The 16,144-nt window shown below is 43.5% G+C and carries 15 protein-coding genes; 8 read left to right on the plus strand and 7 right to left on the minus strand.

Annotated features, from left to right (window positions below):
* Positions 1–186 precede the first annotated feature (186 nt).
* The 6 genes from ppdD (at position 187) to yacG (ending at position 5,277) form a co-directional block, all read left to right on the plus strand.
* Positions 187–609: a prepilin peptidase-dependent pilin gene (ppdD, locus tag AAC854_RS00625; RefSeq protein WP_340615432.1), complete on the plus strand. Its 423-nt coding sequence runs from the start codon at positions 187–189 to the stop codon at positions 607–609.
* Positions 610–678: 69 nt separating this feature from the next.
* Positions 679–2,211, plus strand: coding sequence for a type II secretion system protein GspE (gene gspE / locus AAC854_RS00630; protein WP_340615433.1), 1,533 nt, complete (start codon positions 679–681; stop codon positions 2,209–2,211).
* The gene (gene hofC, locus AAC854_RS00635) at positions 2,208–3,407 is read left to right on the plus strand and encodes a protein transport protein HofC (protein WP_340615434.1); all 1,200 of its coding nucleotides are present in this window, start codon (positions 2,208–2,210) and stop codon (positions 3,405–3,407) included. The genes gspE and hofC overlap by 4 nt, the downstream gene beginning before the upstream one ends.
* 259 nt (positions 3,408–3,666) lie before the next feature.
* Positions 3,667–4,290, plus strand: a complete 624-nt coding sequence (gene coaE / locus AAC854_RS00640) for a dephospho-CoA kinase (RefSeq protein ID WP_340615435.1) — start codon at positions 3,667–3,669, stop codon at positions 4,288–4,290.
* Complete coding sequence (gene zapD, locus AAC854_RS00645; RefSeq protein WP_340615436.1) at positions 4,283–5,041, plus strand: cell division protein ZapD; 759 nt, start codon at positions 4,283–4,285, stop codon at positions 5,039–5,041. Before coaE ends, zapD begins: the two co-directional genes overlap by 8 nt.
* A gap of 32 nt (positions 5,042–5,073) precedes the next feature.
* Positions 5,074–5,277 carry a DNA gyrase inhibitor YacG gene (yacG, locus tag AAC854_RS00650; protein WP_047963090.1) on the plus strand — a complete coding sequence of 68 codons (204 nt, stop codon included), beginning with the start codon at positions 5,074–5,076 and terminating at the stop codon, positions 5,275–5,277.
* A 150-nt stretch (positions 5,278–5,427) separates the two neighbouring features.
* Here the strand turns inward: yacG and mutT are convergent, their stop codons facing one another.
* Positions 5,428–5,820: an 8-oxo-dGTP diphosphatase MutT gene (gene mutT / locus AAC854_RS00655; protein WP_340615437.1), complete on the minus strand. Its 393-nt coding sequence runs from the start codon at positions 5,818–5,820 to the stop codon at positions 5,428–5,430.
* Between the two features lie 240 nt (positions 5,821–6,060).
* On the opposite strand from mutT, the gene AAC854_RS00660 reads away from it, so the two are divergent.
* A complete protein-coding gene (locus tag AAC854_RS00660; protein ID WP_340615438.1) occupies positions 6,061–7,668 on the plus strand; it encodes an ATP-binding cassette domain-containing protein in 1,608 nt (535 codons plus the stop codon).
* A 92-nt stretch (positions 7,669–7,760) separates the two neighbouring features.
* Here AAC854_RS00660 and secA read toward each other — a convergent pair whose 3' ends face one another.
* Both secA and secM read right to left on the minus strand, forming a co-directional pair.
* A complete protein-coding gene (secA, locus tag AAC854_RS00665; protein ID WP_340615439.1) occupies positions 7,761–10,469 on the minus strand; it encodes a preprotein translocase subunit SecA in 2,709 nt (902 codons plus the stop codon).
* An 89-nt stretch (positions 10,470–10,558) separates the two neighbouring features.
* On the minus strand, positions 10,559–11,113 hold the full coding sequence (secM, locus tag AAC854_RS00670) for a secA translation cis-regulator SecM (RefSeq protein ID WP_340615440.1): 555 nt from the start codon (positions 11,111–11,113) through the stop codon (positions 10,559–10,561).
* A 37-nt stretch (positions 11,114–11,150) separates the two neighbouring features.
* Here secM and AAC854_RS00675 point away from each other — a divergent pair, with 37 nt between their 5' ends.
* Positions 11,151–11,687 carry a DUF721 domain-containing protein gene (locus AAC854_RS00675; protein WP_340615441.1) on the plus strand — a complete coding sequence of 179 codons (537 nt, stop codon included), beginning with the start codon at positions 11,151–11,153 and terminating at the stop codon, positions 11,685–11,687.
* A 104-nt stretch (positions 11,688–11,791) separates the two neighbouring features.
* Here the strand turns inward: AAC854_RS00675 and lpxC are convergent, their stop codons facing one another.
* The 4 genes from lpxC to ftsQ form a co-directional block, all read right to left on the minus strand.
* Positions 11,792–12,709, minus strand: coding sequence for a UDP-3-O-acyl-N-acetylglucosamine deacetylase (lpxC, locus tag AAC854_RS00680; protein ID WP_340615442.1), 918 nt, complete (start codon positions 12,707–12,709; stop codon positions 11,792–11,794).
* A gap of 99 nt (positions 12,710–12,808) precedes the next feature.
* Positions 12,809–13,972 (minus strand): cell division protein FtsZ, encoded by a 1,164-nt coding sequence (gene ftsZ, locus AAC854_RS00685; RefSeq protein ID WP_340615443.1) that lies wholly within the window; start codon positions 13,970–13,972, stop codon positions 12,809–12,811.
* Between the two features lie 66 nt (positions 13,973–14,038).
* Positions 14,039–15,295, minus strand: a complete 1,257-nt coding sequence (gene ftsA / locus AAC854_RS00690; RefSeq protein WP_047963082.1) for a cell division protein FtsA — start codon at positions 15,293–15,295, stop codon at positions 14,039–14,041.
* A gap of 32 nt (positions 15,296–15,327) precedes the next feature.
* Positions 15,328–16,143, minus strand: a complete 816-nt coding sequence (gene ftsQ, locus AAC854_RS00695) for a cell division protein FtsQ (RefSeq protein WP_340615444.1) — start codon at positions 16,141–16,143, stop codon at positions 15,328–15,330.
* Position 16,144 lies beyond the last annotated feature (1 nt).

Genomic DNA, 16,144 nt, shown 5'->3' on the forward strand with positions numbered 1-16,144 from the left:
TTTTATTTACGATCAAGCTCGAAAATTTTTTTGCAAAAAATGTAACACATTATTATTTTTTCAAATCAATTCCATAAATATAGCTAAAGCCATTTTATTTTCCTCTGTTTACTTCATGCTTACTCATATCTGCATTTATCCATAACCAACTTTGATAGCTAACTCAAATAAGCATAAGGAAGAAAAATGAATCAACATGGATTTACATTAATAGAATTGATGGTTGTTATGGCAATTATATCTATCCTCGGCGCAATTGGTATTCCCAGTTATCAGGGATATATCCAGAAAGCAGCATTGACCGACATGCTACAAGCTGTCGTACCTTATAAATCCGGCGTGGAGCTTTGTCGCTTTGAAACTGAAAATTATAGGGACTGCCATTCTGGACAAGCGTCCATCCCATCAGGCCACAATAGTCGCTATGTCAGTACCATCACAGTAAAAGAGGGTGAAATAACGGTCGTAGGGCAACAAAATCTCAGCGGACTTAACGCCACTTTAAAACCCACTCAAGATATGAAAACAGGTATCACACAATGGAATACTATTTGTGAATCTAAAAATGAATCATTAAAACTAAAATGTCAGGAAACCTTAAAATTCTAAAAACATACTTTTAAATAACCTTTTCAAAAAATCGTGTTAAATAATTAACCGTTCAAAGGAATGTAATTAATGACAAATAAAGAAAATCTCTTAATGGAAAGAGAAGTAAAGGAATTATGTCAACGGCACCAATCGATTATTATAAAAAAAGATCTCCAAACTATTACTATTGCCTGTAGTAAATCACCCAATGAGGATTTCGTCGCTGCATTGCGTTTTATTTCCGGCTTAATGGTTAATATAGACATCTGGCCAGAAGCAAAAATAGAATCACTGCTGATGCAGGAAAAACCCGTCGTATCAGAAGAACATCACTGCGCAGAAAATAATGGAGATAAATCTTATCGCATTGATAGTCTGGATAATCACCATTCCAATCTTCATATGGTGCAAGTAAACGGTTTTCAGGATGAGGATATAGATACACCTGTTATTCAATTAATCAACCAAACAATATTAACCTCAATCCAGAAAAGAGCTTCAGACATTCATTTTGAACCTTCCCAACATTGTTATCAAATACGTATCCGAGTTGATGGGATATTACATGCCATGCACACTCCACCAGCTCAAATGAATACCAGTATTCCCGCTCGGTTAAAGATTATGGCAAAACTCAATATTGCTGAAAAACGCCAACCTCAGGATGGGCAATTTGATTGGAGCGATAATACAAATAACTATGCAATACGCATATCAACACTACCAACCTTACATGGGGAAAAAATAGTTCTGCGTATTTTAAATACCATACACCAATTGTCCCTGGAACAACTGGGTATGCCTGAACCACAGTTACAATTATTAAAACAGAAGATCCATTTACCACAAGGAATGATTTTGGTAACCGGCCCAACGGGGAGTGGAAAAACTGTCACGCTCTATAGCTGTCTGCAATATTTAAACCAAGCCAAAAAGAATATCTGTAGTGTCGAAGATCCTGTTGAAATTCCATTGAATGGCATCAACCAGACACCTGTAAATAATAAGATTGGGCTGGATTTTGCCAAAGTTCTCAGGGCATTATTACGCCAGGATCCCGATATCATCATGGTTGGTGAGATTCGTGATAATGAAACCGCCGAGATATCAATGAAAGCAGCGCAAACGGGGCACTTGGTTTTATCAACACTGCATACCAACTCCACCATTGATACTCTATCCCGCCTGCAAAATTTGGGAATTTCTGGCTACACGACAGCGTCATGCGTGAAGTTGATTATTGCACAGCGACTGGTTCGTAAACTCTGCCCCCATTGCCGCCAGCAAGACATAACGCCCACCATCATACCTAACCTTATCAGTGAGACAAAAACTCTCCCCTTATCTGCAAAGCAACTTGTCTCTATCAGAAAGTGGAATGCCGTTGGTTGTGATTACTGTTTTTCTGGTTATTACGGCAGGACAGCTATTTACGAATTTCTCGAAATAAAACCAGAACTCCAGCAGTCAATGATGTCTGAACATGCAAGTAAAAACATTTCACATTTATTTGCCTCACAACAGGATGCAACGCTTTTTTCAGCAGGGTTGGCATTAGTGGAAAAAGGAATAACTACCCTCGAAGAGATTTATCAGATTACAGGCCATGAGACAGTATGAAAATAGAATATATTTACCAATGGCAAGCGGTTAATAATAAAGGAAAATCCATCAAGGGAGAAAGCATCGGCCACAGCAAAAAAAGCGTATTTCAACACTTAAATTATCTCGATTTGCAACCCTATTCGATTAAATGCAAAAAAGTCATTCATTATAGTGAAAAGGAGGTTGCTTATCGCCTGCATTTTATTCATCAGTTAAGCTCGTTACTGACTTCAGGAATTCCCCTGCTTCGGGGATTAGCTATCTTATTACAAGAATGCAAACATGCACTTTGGCGATGTGTATTAACAGACATGATTCAGAAAATTAGCCAAGGTGAACCATTCTCCACAACATTGGAATATTATCCAAAATTATTTCCTCCCTTATTCAGCCAGATTATTGCTGTAGGAGAACAAACAGGCCAACTTGAAAATTGCTGTCAATTAATCCTTCATCGGCTGGAGCAGCAAGATACGTTAAGGAAGAAAATTCAAAAGGCTTATCGTTACCCTTTGATTGTCGCTTTTGTGAGTATTCTCGTTGTCATCCTGATGTTGGTTTTTGTCTTGCCGGAATTCCGGCACGTTTATTCTTCATTTAATGCTACTTTGCCTTTGTTAACCCAATGGGTTTTATCGGGTTCTGATTTCTTAATTCAGCATGGAGTACTATTGCTGATAGTAATATTGATATCACTGATTAGTTATCTGTGGTTACGCCATCACTTTTCCATCGTGCAAAAAAAGGAAAAAATGTTCCTGCTGAAACTTCCCCTGTTTAAGCAACTCACGATTTACCAGCAAACCAATCAAGTATTCCATATTCTATTTATGACACAGAAAGCAGGGTTAACACTTACAACCGGGCTGGAATGCGCACTTAATGCCACTCACCACCCTGTTTTTATCACTGGCATAAAATATTTACATCGGCAAATCCAACAAGGGGTTCCAATGAGTGATGCTTTAAAAAAAGCAAAATATTTTCCTTCTTTATGTCAACAGTTTGTCACTATAGGTGAAGAATCTGGGCAATTAGAGTTATTTTTATTTAATCTTGCAAAATGGTATCAGGAAAAATCCATCAACCTTGCTGATAGTTTAGTTCAATTACTTGAACCTCTATTGATGCTAATAATGGCACTGGTTGTTGGTTTATTATTGCTGGCCATGTACCTGCCCATTTTTCAATTAGGCACAATATTATCTTAACAATATATTTACATATCGGGTTGTTTTTTCTCAGGAGCAAAAAGCAGAAGTATTAGACAATGGGTTTCAGGTTACAGCGTGGTGTTAGAGAACGTATCCCAAGGAACACAGTTAATATAGTGAATCATGTGGCTTGTAAAAAAGCGTATTTAACAATTCAACTTGGAAGGCAGGAGGGATATACGCGTTTGTTTATAGCTCATCAGCCTCCCTTGGGTTACAATTTAATTATGCTATCAGAAATATTTTAAGGGATAGAATGGCTTATATTGTTGCACTCACAGGTGGAATTGGTAGCGGTAAAACGACTATCTCTAATGTATTTTCATCCCTTGGTGTTCCTCTTATTGATGCTGATATTATTGCCAGAGAAGTTGTTGCTCCTGGCACTCCCGCATTGCAGGCAATCACAGAACACTTTGGTCCCGACATATTATTAGCCGATAGCAGCCTTAACCGCGCATTGCTGCGCCAAAAAATTTTTGCTGCCCCGGAAGAAAAGCAGTGGATCAATGCGCTCTTGCATCCGCTGATACAAAAAGAAACACACAAACAACTGAACCAAGTTACTGCATCCTATGTTATTTGGGTAGTTCCCCTACTTATTGAAAATAATTTAACGCATTTAGCAGACCGTATTTTAGTTGTTGATGTCCCAGAAGAAACACAGATAGCCCGAACTATGGCTCGTGATGGCGTGAGCCGTGAGCAGGTCGAAAATATTCTGGCTGCACAAGCCAGCCGTCAGGCCAGACTGGAAAAAGCAGATGATGTCATTATTAACCGCAACGACGAGCAAAATATTGCTTCCCGTGTGGTCGAACTACATCAACAGTATTTAAAACTAGCAAAATCAGTCAGACAGGAAAACCATAATGAGTGATGCAACCTCCACTATTATTTTTGAACATCCACTCAATGAAAAAATGCGTTCATGGTTGAGAATTGAATCTTCACTACAACAGTTGGAAAAACAACGCCATCTGGATTCTCAGGCGAGTAGCCTCGCGTTTTTCCGTACAATTGCCGAATTAATTGAGATTTTAGAACGTGGTGAAGTTCGCTCTGAATTATTGAAAGAACTCGACCGTCAACAGGCAAAATTGAAACAGTGGCTCTGTGCTCCCAATGCTGATACTGCAATGATCCAAAATCTGGCAGAACAACTTAAGGGACGCAGTATTGCTTTGAATAAAGCCCCAAGACTGAGCCAATATATCAAAGAAGATCGCATTATCAGTATGGTGCGCCAACGACTCAGTATCCCCGGAGGATGTTGTAGCTTTGATTTGCCAACATTGCATCTGTGGCTGCATTTACCCCAATCTGTCAGGGACGAATCCGTAAAAAACTGGTTAGATAGCCTTCGCCCATTACAACAAGCACTGGAAAGCATTTTAGGACTCATACGCCATTCAGCGGCATTCACTCCTAAAACCAGTCATAATGGGTTCTATCAGGGAAACGCTGATGAGGCAGACTTATTGAGATTAAAGCTAGACGTTGTGTTGGGTGCATTAGTTTATCCACAAGTCTCTGGCTACAAGACGCGCTTTGCCATCCGTTTCTTGCCTATGGATAGTGAACATGGCGTTGTGCCTGCTCATTTGTCATTTGAATTAGCCTGCTGTTAACATAGGATTCAAATTTAGCAGGAGAAAGTAAGATGTCTGAAGTATTGACTGTCGAATGCCCTACATGCGGCAACACAGTAATATGGGGGGAAATTAGCCCGTACCGCCCATTTTGCAGTAAACGTTGCCAACTAATCGACTTAGGCGAATGGGCCAGCGAAGAAAAGAAAATACCGAGCCAGAGCGACAGTTCAGAGAATGATAACTGGAGCGAAGATCCAAATCTGGATAAGTAATATCGCCTAACTTCTGGTTATAACTGCTATTTCAGTTGTGACCGCTAATACAGCAGCGCCAGTGATATTCGGCGCTGCTGTATAATGCCTGATTTCAAAACCAGACTATCCAACAAATAGCCAATTAATGAACCTCTAACCAATAAAAAGCTAATTCGTCAGTAAATCCACAATACTGCGGTTTGCCGGGGGGAATTCATCAGCAATTAATTCTGATTGCAAAACCCAGCGAGAAGGTTGCCCTTCTTTACCAAATGGCTCATCTTTCCATTCATCGACCAGAAAAAAGTAGAGCGTGATTCTTCTGTCAGGAAAATCATGTGTGATGGTATCCATCATTTCACTATGAGTTACCGTGATACCAACTTCTTCCTTTAGCTCTCTGATTAACGCCTGTTCAGGCGTTTCTCCCTGTTCAAGTTTTCCTCCGGGAAACTCCCAAAATCCGCCCATATGTGAATCAGCATTGCGTTGTGTGATAAAAATCTCATCATTGCTATTTTTAATGATACCTGCTGCAATATGCAGATGTTTTTTTTCCATAATTGCTTTTCTTGCTGTTGATTATTTAACTTAGGTGATTATCTCTTGCAGACTACATTAAAATTAGCTTGAATCGCAAACTTGTATTTCATTCAATGTCTAGCCGATTTCCACCGATTTTTATTACCCATAACCTCACGACATAAAACCTATCATGTAAAAACAGATTGCAAACAGTGTAAGAAATTAGCCTACAAATAGATTCAAACGACTATTTTAAAGATTAAGGAAACACAGTTTATGCAAAATGATGTTCAATCATTAATCGAAGCAAGACACATCGCCTATCAGTTTTCTGGCGAAACAAAGCCTCTCTTTTCTGGCATTGATATGTTTTTGAATGCAGAGCAACATGCGTTAGTAGGGCGTAATGGCATTGGTAAATCCTGGCTGGCATCAATATTGGCAAAACAGACCTCTCCCACAGAAGGTAATGTGAAACACTTCTGTGATGTGGGCTATTTGTCACAGGGATTAGCATCTTTTTCTGGTAACGCTGCCGATATGTTGGGATTAACCAATATAATGAATGCTAATAGACGTGTTCTGGCAGGTGTTGGTGATGCCGCAGATTTTGATGTTATGGAAGGTAATTGGGACTGGCAATTTCAGACTGAATCTTTGCTTGCGGAAGGTGAACTCAATCCAGATATATTAAATCAGCCTTTTGATTCCCTCAGCGGTGGTGAGCAAACACGGATCAGGCTATTAGCGCTAAAGCGGCAAGGTGCGGGTTTTATGATTCTGGATGAACCAAGTAACCACCTTGATCGGCCAGGGCGTCTTTGGTTATCTCAATGGCTGGGAACTTTCAGCGGTGGTATTTTGCTGATAACCCATGATACCCAACTTTTACAACATGTATCGATTGTTTATGAACTTGGTGGATTGGGGCTATCTCGTAGTATCGGTGGATGGGAAACTTGGCAGGAAAGTAAGGAACAACTAAGGCTCGGTATTCAACGCGAAGTGGATCAAACTCAAAAAAGTCTGAAACAAGTTTTGCGTGATAAGCAAAAAGACCGTGAAAAAACCAGTAAAAGGCAAAGTCAAGGCAAGCAAAAACGAGAAAATGCCAATCAAGCCAAAATCCTCCTTGATCGTCAACTTGGGCGCTCAGAAGCCACGCTGGCACGGCAAGCAATACAACACACAGAACGAACTCAAAGGAGTTCATCACTCGCTACAGATGCCAGAGCGAAACTGGAAATTATCGATCCATTATCAATTGTCGTTGCGGCCCCACAAACGGCTACTGCTCCTCTACTTTACTTACAGGATGTCATCTTACCTTTTGGTTCAGGATCTCCTATCAGTCTGACTATCAATAATGATGAGCGTCTTGCTGTCGTTGGCAAAAACGGCAGTGGAAAATCAACCTTATTAAAGGTGATGGCGGGGAATTACTTGCCTAAACAGGGAACTTGCCGAATAACCCCCTCGTATCGCTTAATGGATCAACATTTTTCGTTTCTCGATAAAACTCAATCTGCGCTGTATAACTTTCAACGGCAGTCACCGGGTTGGACTGAAGATCGCTACCGCACTCGATTGGCACAATTACGTATTCGTGGCGAAGAAGCTCTGAAGCCTGTCGGCTATCTGAGTGGAGGAGAACAACTTAAGGTCGCGCTGGCTTGCCTGTTCTGTGGGCCATATGCACCTGCCCTACTGTTATTAGATGAACCAGATAATCATCTGGATATTGAATCACGTGAATTACTTCAAAAAGCATTGCATGATTATACCGGAGCAATGGTACTTATTTCCCATGACGATAAATTCATTGAAAATGTAGGCAATATGCAAGTATTGGTATTGGAGAGTGACGAAAAGGCTAAGATTTAATCGTCAATATAATCAAACCCCCGTCACGATTGAACGAGGGTTTGAGCTGTTTTTTGCTAATGGTTACGCACCATTAGCAAAATTAGTTTTAATTATAAGCGGCCGTGACAATGCTTATATTTTTTGCCAGAACCACATGGGCATGGATCGTTGCGGCCAACTTTACGCTCTCCTGTTGCCATCTGAGCTTCTGCTTCTGACATCAACGCTCCCTGCTCGATTTCATGGCTCAGGTGTTGCTGTCTTGCCAGACGTTCAGCCTCTTCACGACGCTGCTGCTCCAACGCTTCAACTTCTTCTGGCATTCTGACCTGAACTTTGCCCAACGTGCTGATCACTTCATATTTCAGTGATTCCAGCATATTGGAAAACATGGCAAAAGATTCACGCTTGTATTCCTGCTTCGGATCTTTCTGAGCATAGCCGCGCAGGTGAATGCCCTGGCGCAGGTAATCCATCGCTGCCAGATGTTCTTTCCACAATGTATCCAAGGTTTGCAACATGATGCCTTTTTCGAAGTTACGCATCATTTCTGCACTGACAACTTCTTCTTTCTGTTTATAAACCTCAATCGCTTTCTCCAGAATGCGCTCACGTAGCGTCTCTTCATGCAGCTCAGGTTCTTTATCCAGCCATTCTTTAATTGGCAGCGCCAGATCGAAGTCGTTGACTAAACGTTCCTGCAATCCTTCAACATCCCACATTTCTTCCAGTGATTGTGGTGGAATATAAGCATCAATCGTGGTCTTGAAAACATCTTCACGAATGCTGGCAATAGTTTCACTAACATCACTCACATCAAGCAAGTCGTTACGTTGGGCATAAATCGCCCGACGCTGATCATTGGCAACATCATCATATTCCAGTAATTGCTTACGGATATCGAAGTTACGGCTCTCAACTTTACGCTGGGCATTAGCAATTGCTTTAGTCACCCATGGATGTTCAATCGCTTCCCCTGGCTGCATACCAAGTTTACGCATCATGCCGGTAACGCGGTCAGAAGCAAAAATGCGCATCAAGGAGTCTTCCATTGACAGATAGAAGCGCGAAGAACCAGCGTCTCCCTGACGTCCCGCACGACCACGTAACTGGTTATCAATACGGCGGGATTCATGACGCTCTGTACCAACAATATGCAAACCACCCGCAGCCAATACCGCATCATGGCGCTCTTGCCACGCAGCTTTGATTTTTTCGATTTCTGCTTCAGTTGGATTTTCCAGTTTGGAAATTTCTGTCTGCCAGCTTCCGCCCAACATGATATCGGTACCACGCCCCGCCATGTTAGTCGCAATGGTCACCGTGCTGGCCTGACCTGCCTGAGCAATAATGTCAGCTTCCATTGCATGGAATTTTGCGTTCAAGACGTTATGTACAATACCGGCGTTAGTTAATGCGTTAGAAACAACCTCTGATTTCTCAATTGAAATGGTTCCCACCAAAACGGGCTGACCACGGCTTGTACGCTCTCTGATATCTTCGATGATCGCCTCAATTTTTTCTGCTTCTGTCATGTAAACCAGATCAGGTAAATCCTGACGGATCATTGGGCGGTTTGTTGGAATGACGATGGTATCTAATTTATAAATAGAGCTAAATTCAAAGGCTTCTGTATCGGCAGTACCCGTCATCCCTGCCAGTTTCTCATATATACGGAAATAGTTCTGGAATGTGATAGACGCCAGTGTCTGGTTTTCATTCTGAATTTCAACATGTTCTTTGGCTTCCACCGCCTGATGAAGGCCATCAGACCAACGACGACCCTGCATGGTTCGCCCGGTGTGCTCATCAACAATGATGACCTCACCATCTTTGACAATATAGTCTACATCACGGGTAAACAACGCATGGGCGCGCAGGGCAGCCGTCACATGGTGCATCAGCATAATATTGGTCGGAGAATACAAGGATTCACCTTCCTCCATTAATTTGGCTTCCACCAATAACTCTTCAACCAATACCAGACCACGTTCTGTCAAATTGACTTGGCGTGTTTTTTCATCAACAGAAAAGTGTCCTTCACCCTGGAATGTATCTGAATCCTCTTTTTCTTGACGGATCAGTTTCGGGATCAGCTTATCCACTTTGATATAAAGTTCAGAGCTATCCTCCGCAGGCCCAGAAATAATCAATGGGGTGCGAGCTTCATCGATCAGAATGGAGTCCACTTCATCCACCAATGCGTAATGCAATTTACGCTGGACTCGTTCTTCTGGGCTGAACGCCATGTTGTCACGCAAATAGTCGAAACCATACTCATTGTTGGTGCCGTAAGTAATGTCAGCGGCATAGGCTTCACGTTTTGCTGGCGCTGCCATACCAGGCAAGTTAATGCCCACTGTCAGGCCAAGAAATTCAAACAATGGACGATTGTTTTCAGCATCACGTTGTGCCAGATAGTCGTTCACGGTTACAACATGGACACCGCGCCCGCTTAAGGCGTTAAGATAAGCCGGTAATGTTGCGGTCAGTGTCTTACCTTCACCAGTACGCATCTCTGCTATGCAGCGTTCATTCAATACCATCCCGCCCAGCAACTGCACATCAAAGTGACGCATACCAAATACACGTTTACTGGCTTCACGCACCGTCGCAAACGCTTCCGGCAGAATTTTATCCAGCGACTCTCCTTCTTTCAAACGAGCACGAAATTGCTCTGTTTTCGCTTTCAGTTCTTCATCAGAGAGTTTTTCAAAATCCGGCTCCAGACGGTTGATTACATCAACCACTTTGCGTAAGCGACGCAAAGTACGATCATTACGGCTACCAAAAATTTTCGTTAGTAATTTAATCAGCATAATTAGTACATCTCGGATAAGGCTACTTCTTCTGTAACCAATCATTTCCTAAAAACTGTCTTAATTAAAAGAAAAACAAGACAGAAACATTAAAGCAAAGATAATTGATTGGATACCGGCCCTGCCCTGATGCCTTGAGTTTTGGCGACCCAGAATGCTGGAGTATGGGTATCAGGATGCACAACTTTCAACATTGCAACATCTGAGATAGACTCATCATATGGCATTGGAGCCTGAGTCAGCATGGCATGCAACGTATCCAGCATAAGTTGCTGCATGGTTGGAGAAGAAATCCGGGTGCTTTCTTTTGCTGCTTCGTACTTAACAGGTTCCGTAATCGAAAAAGCAAAAGAAAGTTGACGGATAACATTACGAACAGCGTGTTGCTGCCAGTAATTTAAATAATTCGAGGGTTGACGCTGAACACTTTTTAGTTGAAATAAATGTAATTGGAACAAATGCTCAAACGAGGAAAAGGCTTGATTCTGGTTTCCCTGGGTAGAGGAAGTGTTTGTATGGGAAGGACTTTCTGTCACTCCGGCAAAAACAGCAGGGACACCAATTCCTGTAGCAACCATGCCCAGTAAAAGGTGAGACCAAAAATAACGCCTACCAAATTGTCGCCAAAGATTTAAAATACTCATTAACCCTTCATTAATAAATACTGGAACTGCCTTTATTATGCGAGATAGCCGCCCACAATCACTAGATACGCTATTTGAAGACGCGGCGACTGTCGGGAAAAGCCCGCTTCAGGTTATTCAAAGACATGCCATCGCATTATTGAAACTCAACCGTGCCGTTCTCAGTTTGCTTCCTGCCCAATTACACCCATGGTGCAGGGTCGCCAATTATCGCAAACAAATTCTGGTACTGGAAGCAGGAAATGCCAGTTGGATGACCCGGCTTCGTTATGAAATCCCCGTTTTGCTATCTACTCTAAGGAGCGAAATTCTACCATCTTTATCCTCAATCGACATCAGGATTAATCCATCATTAATGATTAAGTGTGATAATAATGCTCAGAGTCTTTCAGGATCGTCAACAAAGGCATTCAATAATGATAATAAGGAATTACCAAAGCGCCAGCTCACTCATGAAAGCGCAAAAACATTAATGATGTTGGCTGAACATAGCCCTGAGAAATTGAAAAGAAGATTGGAACGATTGGCTGCGCTGGCCGGAGAGGGTACCAGTGCAGCCAAGAAGAAGCGCTAACGCTGAATAAAAAACATCAGCGAAAGGAGCGTAATAGATAACATAACCCACTGGTGCATCATCGGAATGTTCTCAACACTCTTTACCAATACACACGTTAGCCATTATGCCAACACCAGTGATGGAGCACGGAAAGCCAGTGGCATTTCAGCTTCATCTTCAAATGTGACAAACTCCCAAGCGCTTTCCTGCGCCAAAACTGTTTGTAACAGTTTGTTGTTCAATGCATGGCCTGACTTGAACGCAGTAAAGGCGCCAATGATGTTATAGCTACACATAAACAGATCGCCGATCGCATCCAGCATTTTATGGCGCACAAATTCATCTTCGAAGCGCAAACCATCTTCATTGAGCACGCGATAATCATCTACTACAATCGCACAATCGAAGCTGCCGCCAAGACACAGTCCTTTAGATTGCAGGTACTCAATATCGCGCATAAAGCCGAAAGTACGCGCACGACTGATCTGGCGAACAAATGAATCTGCTGAGAAATCCAGTGCATAACGCTGTGAGCTGGAATCGATCGCGGGGTGGTTAAAGTCAATGGTAAAATCGAGACTAAAACCGTGATAAGGCGACAATTCAGCCCATTTATCACCCTCTTCCACACGAACACTCTCTTTCATGCGCACGAATTTTTTCGCTACATTCAGTTCTTCAATACCCGCATCCAATAGCAGGAAAACGAACGGGCTAGCGCTACCATCCATAATCGGGATTTCTGGCGCATCGACTTCAACAACAATGTTATCGATACCCAGCCCTGCCAACGCTGCATTCAAATGCTCAACGGTTGAAATCCGTACATCATGCTCATTCACCAGACAAGTGCAGAGCATGGTATCACGTACAGATTTAGCATCTGCCGGAAAATCTACCGGAGGATTCAGGTCAGTACGACGATAGATGACCCCGGTATTAGCCGGTGCTGGACGCATTGTCAGCGTGACTTTTTTACCGGTGTGCAAACCGACGCCCGTCGCTTGAACAATACGTTTTAATGTCCTTTGTTTGATCATCGTTTATATCTCGCAATGTTACTTATCCCGCCAATCACTATAAAGCATGATTGGCAGGATAGTTTAGCACAAAAAGCGGAGAAACCAATTTTTTAGCAATCAATCGGCCTGCTTACGTAAAAATGCAGGAATGTCCAGATAATCAGGTTCCTTGCTTGTATGCGTACTCTGGTCATTAACGACTTTGGCTGCTGTTTTGTTCTCATCAGACAACGCTGGAATGCCACCAGGCATCTGCGGGTAACGGCGATCCATCGTGTTTGCCTGAGGCGCTTTGTTGTTGGTCACCAGCGTAATTTCAGGACGTTTATCCATCCCAATGCCGGTAGCCACGACAGTCACGCGCAACTCATCGTTCATATCTGGATCCAGTGACGTACCGATAACTACCGTTGCATTATCAGAAGCAAATGCACGGATTGTGTTACCCACCGTTTCAAATTCATCCAGTCGCAGGTCGAAGCCCGCTGTAATGTTAACCAGAACGCCGCGTGCACCAGAAAGATCAATATCTTCCAGTAATGGGCTGGAGATAGCCATTTCTGCTGCCTCTTCCGCTCGATCTTCACCTTGTGCAATACCAGATCCCATCATGGCGTAACCCATTTCAGACATCACGGTACGAACGTCAGCGAAGTCAACGTTCATCAATCCCGGGCGGGTAATCAGTTCGGCAATACCCTGTACCGCTCCTTTCAGAACGTCATTAGCTGCACCGAATGCATCCAACAGGGAAATTCCGCGACCCAGAACTTTCAGTAATTTATCATTTGGAATGGTAATCAATGAATCCACATGCTTGGACAGTTCAGTGATCCCTTGTTCCGCGAAGGCCATACGTTTTTTGCCTTCAAAATTAAATGGCTTAGTGACAACAGCAACAGTCAGAATGCCGAGTTCTTTAGCAATTTCGGCCACAACAGGGGCCGCCCCTGTTCCTGTACCACCACCCATGCCTGCGGCGATGAATACCATGTCAGCACCTTCCAGTGCGGTACGCAATGATTCGCGATCTTCTTCCGCAGCAGTACGGCCAACCTCAGGGTTTGCTCCAGCACCCAATCCTTTTGTAATGCCGTTGCCAATCTGGATAGTCTGACCAACAGCCGTCTTACGCAGCGCCTGAGCATCAGTGTTAATCGCAAAGAAGTCTACACCTTCAATACGCTCACGCACCATGTGCTCTACAGCATTACCGCCGCCGCCGCCGACGCCGATGACTTTAATCACCGCGTCGTTGGTTAATTCCAGTGGTTCAAACATAATTTCTCTCCGTTTTGTGCCTTTATATCAAGGCCGGCGACATTGTCGTAGCCTCTGTATAAAAAATCAAAATTCTTTTCTCAGCCAGTGACTGACTTTCTTAAACCAGCCGCTCACTGACGTTCTTTTATCGGCATCAGAATCTCCCCCAAGGTGAGACTCTTTGCCATAATGCAGAAGCCCAACTGCTGTTGAGTAGCAAGGCTCCTGCACATAATCTGTCAACCCGGTGATGTTCAGGGGACGACCAATGCGCACTTGGGTATGGAATACCCGCTGAGCACAATCGGCAAGACCATCAATCTGGGCTCCTCCGCCTGTCAGGACAATCCCCGCTGCCAGGTGGTGTTTTACGCCCTGCTGACGCAATTGATCCTGCAATCGCAAAATTTCATCGTTTACTAAATTCAGCAGTTCGGTATAACGAGGCTCTATCACCTCAGCCAATGTCTGACGCTGCAAACTGCGAGGAGGACGACCTCCCACGCTCGGGACTTCTACACTCTCATCCTTGCTGACTATTGAGCCCAATGCGCAGCCATGGCGAACCTTGATGGTTTCCGCATCACTTGGGGGAGTACCAAACGCATAGGCGATATCACTGGTCACCACATTGCCTGCGTAAGGAATAACCTTGGTATGACGCAACGCGCCGCCAGTGTATACAGCGATATCCATCGTGCCGCCGCCAATATCAACGACACACACTCCCAATTCACGCTCATCTTCCGTTAGCACAGCATAACTTGCTGCCAGTCCGGCAAAAATAAGTTGGTCAACTTTCAGACCACAACGTTCAACAGCTTTTACGATATTCTTCGCCATGTCGTTATGGCAGGTAATCAAGTGGACTTTTGCCTGCATACGCACACCGGACAGCCCGACTGGATTTTTGATCCCTTCCTGATAGTCAATCGCATATTCCTGTGGTATCACATGCAGAATACGGTGTTCATCACGAACACGAACCGATTTGGCCGTATGGACAACGCTGTCCACATCATCCTGTGTAACTTCTTCATCCGAAATCGGCACCATGCCAATTTCGTTCTGGCAACTGATATGTTTGCCGGAAAGCGCCAGATAGACTGAAGAGATTTGGCAATCTGCCATAAGTTCAGCCTGATCAATGGCTCGCTGTACGCATTTAACGACCGACTCAAGATCGTTGACACCGCCTTTATCCATGCCGCGAGATGGGCAACTTCCTACTCCGATAATATTAACCATACCATCGGGCAGAATTTCACCAACCAGGGCAGATACTTTTGCTGTCCCGATTTCAAGGCCAACTACCAATTTTCTGTCCGTTGATTTGATCATCGTTATTCTGCCTGTTTCTGTATTATTACCAGTCACTGTTTGTTTTCTTGCCCGTTCATTGAAACCGGCGTATCAGTTAATAAAGGAGCCCAACCTACCGCAGCACCGCTGTCATAACGTAAGTCAACATAGTCCACGCGCTTTTCCGTGTTTTTCAGCAATACAGGATAAAGTTCAACAAAACGTTTCATTCGCTCCATTTTATCTCGATTTCCTAACTCCAATCGGATACCGTTATCCAATATCAACTGCCAGGAGTTGCGCGCTGTCATGATCACCGTTTTCAATTTAATTTGGTGTCCTTCAAGCAAAGACGCCATTATACGGTACTCATCCAATACGTCTTTTTCTCTGCCTTCTGGCCCCTGTAGCATCGGGTATTGCCCGTTTGCACTGCGTTCCGTCGGCAAGCTGAATACCCGGCCTTCTGCATCCAGCATTTGGGTGTCATTCCAGCGCGCATAAGGAACGTATTCTACCAGATGTATTTTCAGTTCATCAGGCCATTGTTTACGTACAGTGACCTGCCGAATCCATGGCAGTTGCTCAATCTTTTCTTGAATGACGTTGACATCCTGAGTCATAAATGTTTTGGGTGCCCCCAAAGACAAAATAGCCTGTCTGACATCATCATTCGTGGTGTAATGGCGTTCACCAGTCAACACCAGTTTTGAGAGCGGTAATCTGTTCGAATCCTTCATCCAGTCCAAGGTCATCCAGCCTCCCCATGTGATGATACCAATCACCATCAGGAAGAAAATAATCCCTACCAGATAATAACCATTACTGGGACGAGCTCCCTGAGCTTCGCTCTCCCGCTCCCGGAAATTCCGGGCTGCCTGTGACATA

It is taken from the genome of Xenorhabdus entomophaga (assembly GCF_037996725.1).
GTDB classification, from domain to species: Bacteria; Pseudomonadota; Gammaproteobacteria; order Enterobacterales; family Enterobacteriaceae; genus Xenorhabdus; species Xenorhabdus khoisanae.

Bases quoted from the DNA above. Each gene is read 5' to 3' on its own strand.
- secA (WP_340615439.1), bottom strand. From the start codon at position 10,469: ATGCTGATTAAATTACTAACGAAAATTTTTGGTAGCCGTAATGATCGT.
- lpxC (WP_340615442.1), bottom strand. From the start codon at position 12,709: ATGATCAAACAAAGGACATTAAAACGTATTGTTCAAGCGACGGGCGTC.
- ppdD (WP_340615432.1), top strand. From the start codon at position 187: ATGAATCAACATGGATTTACATTAATAGAATTGATGGTTGTTATGGCA.
- gspE (WP_340615433.1), top strand. From the start codon at position 679: ATGACAAATAAAGAAAATCTCTTAATGGAAAGAGAAGTAAAGGAATTA.
- yacG (WP_047963090.1), top strand. From the start codon at position 5,074: ATGTCTGAAGTATTGACTGTCGAATGCCCTACATGCGGCAACACAGTA.
- zapD (WP_340615436.1), top strand. From the start codon at position 4,283: ATGAGTGATGCAACCTCCACTATTATTTTTGAACATCCACTCAATGAA.
- AAC854_RS00660 (WP_340615438.1), top strand. From the start codon at position 6,061: ATGCAAAATGATGTTCAATCATTAATCGAAGCAAGACACATCGCCTAT.
- mutT (WP_340615437.1), bottom strand. From the start codon at position 5,820: ATGGAAAAAAAACATCTGCATATTGCAGCAGGTATCATTAAAAATAGC.
- coaE (WP_340615435.1), top strand. From the start codon at position 3,667: ATGGCTTATATTGTTGCACTCACAGGTGGAATTGGTAGCGGTAAAACG.
- secM (WP_340615440.1), bottom strand. From the start codon at position 11,113: ATGAGTATTTTAAATCTTTGGCGACAATTTGGTAGGCGTTATTTTTGG.
- ftsA (WP_047963082.1), bottom strand. From the start codon at position 15,295: ATGATCAAATCAACGGACAGAAAATTGGTAGTTGGCCTTGAAATCGGG.
- AAC854_RS00675 (WP_340615441.1), top strand. From the start codon at position 11,151: ATGCGAGATAGCCGCCCACAATCACTAGATACGCTATTTGAAGACGCG.
- ftsZ (WP_340615443.1), bottom strand. From the start codon at position 13,972: ATGTTTGAACCACTGGAATTAACCAACGACGCGGTGATTAAAGTCATC.
- hofC (WP_340615434.1), top strand. From the start codon at position 2,208: ATGAAAATAGAATATATTTACCAATGGCAAGCGGTTAATAATAAAGGA.
- ftsQ (WP_340615444.1), bottom strand. From the start codon at position 16,143: ATGTCACAGGCAGCCCGGAATTTCCGGGAGCGGGAGAGCGAAGCTCAG.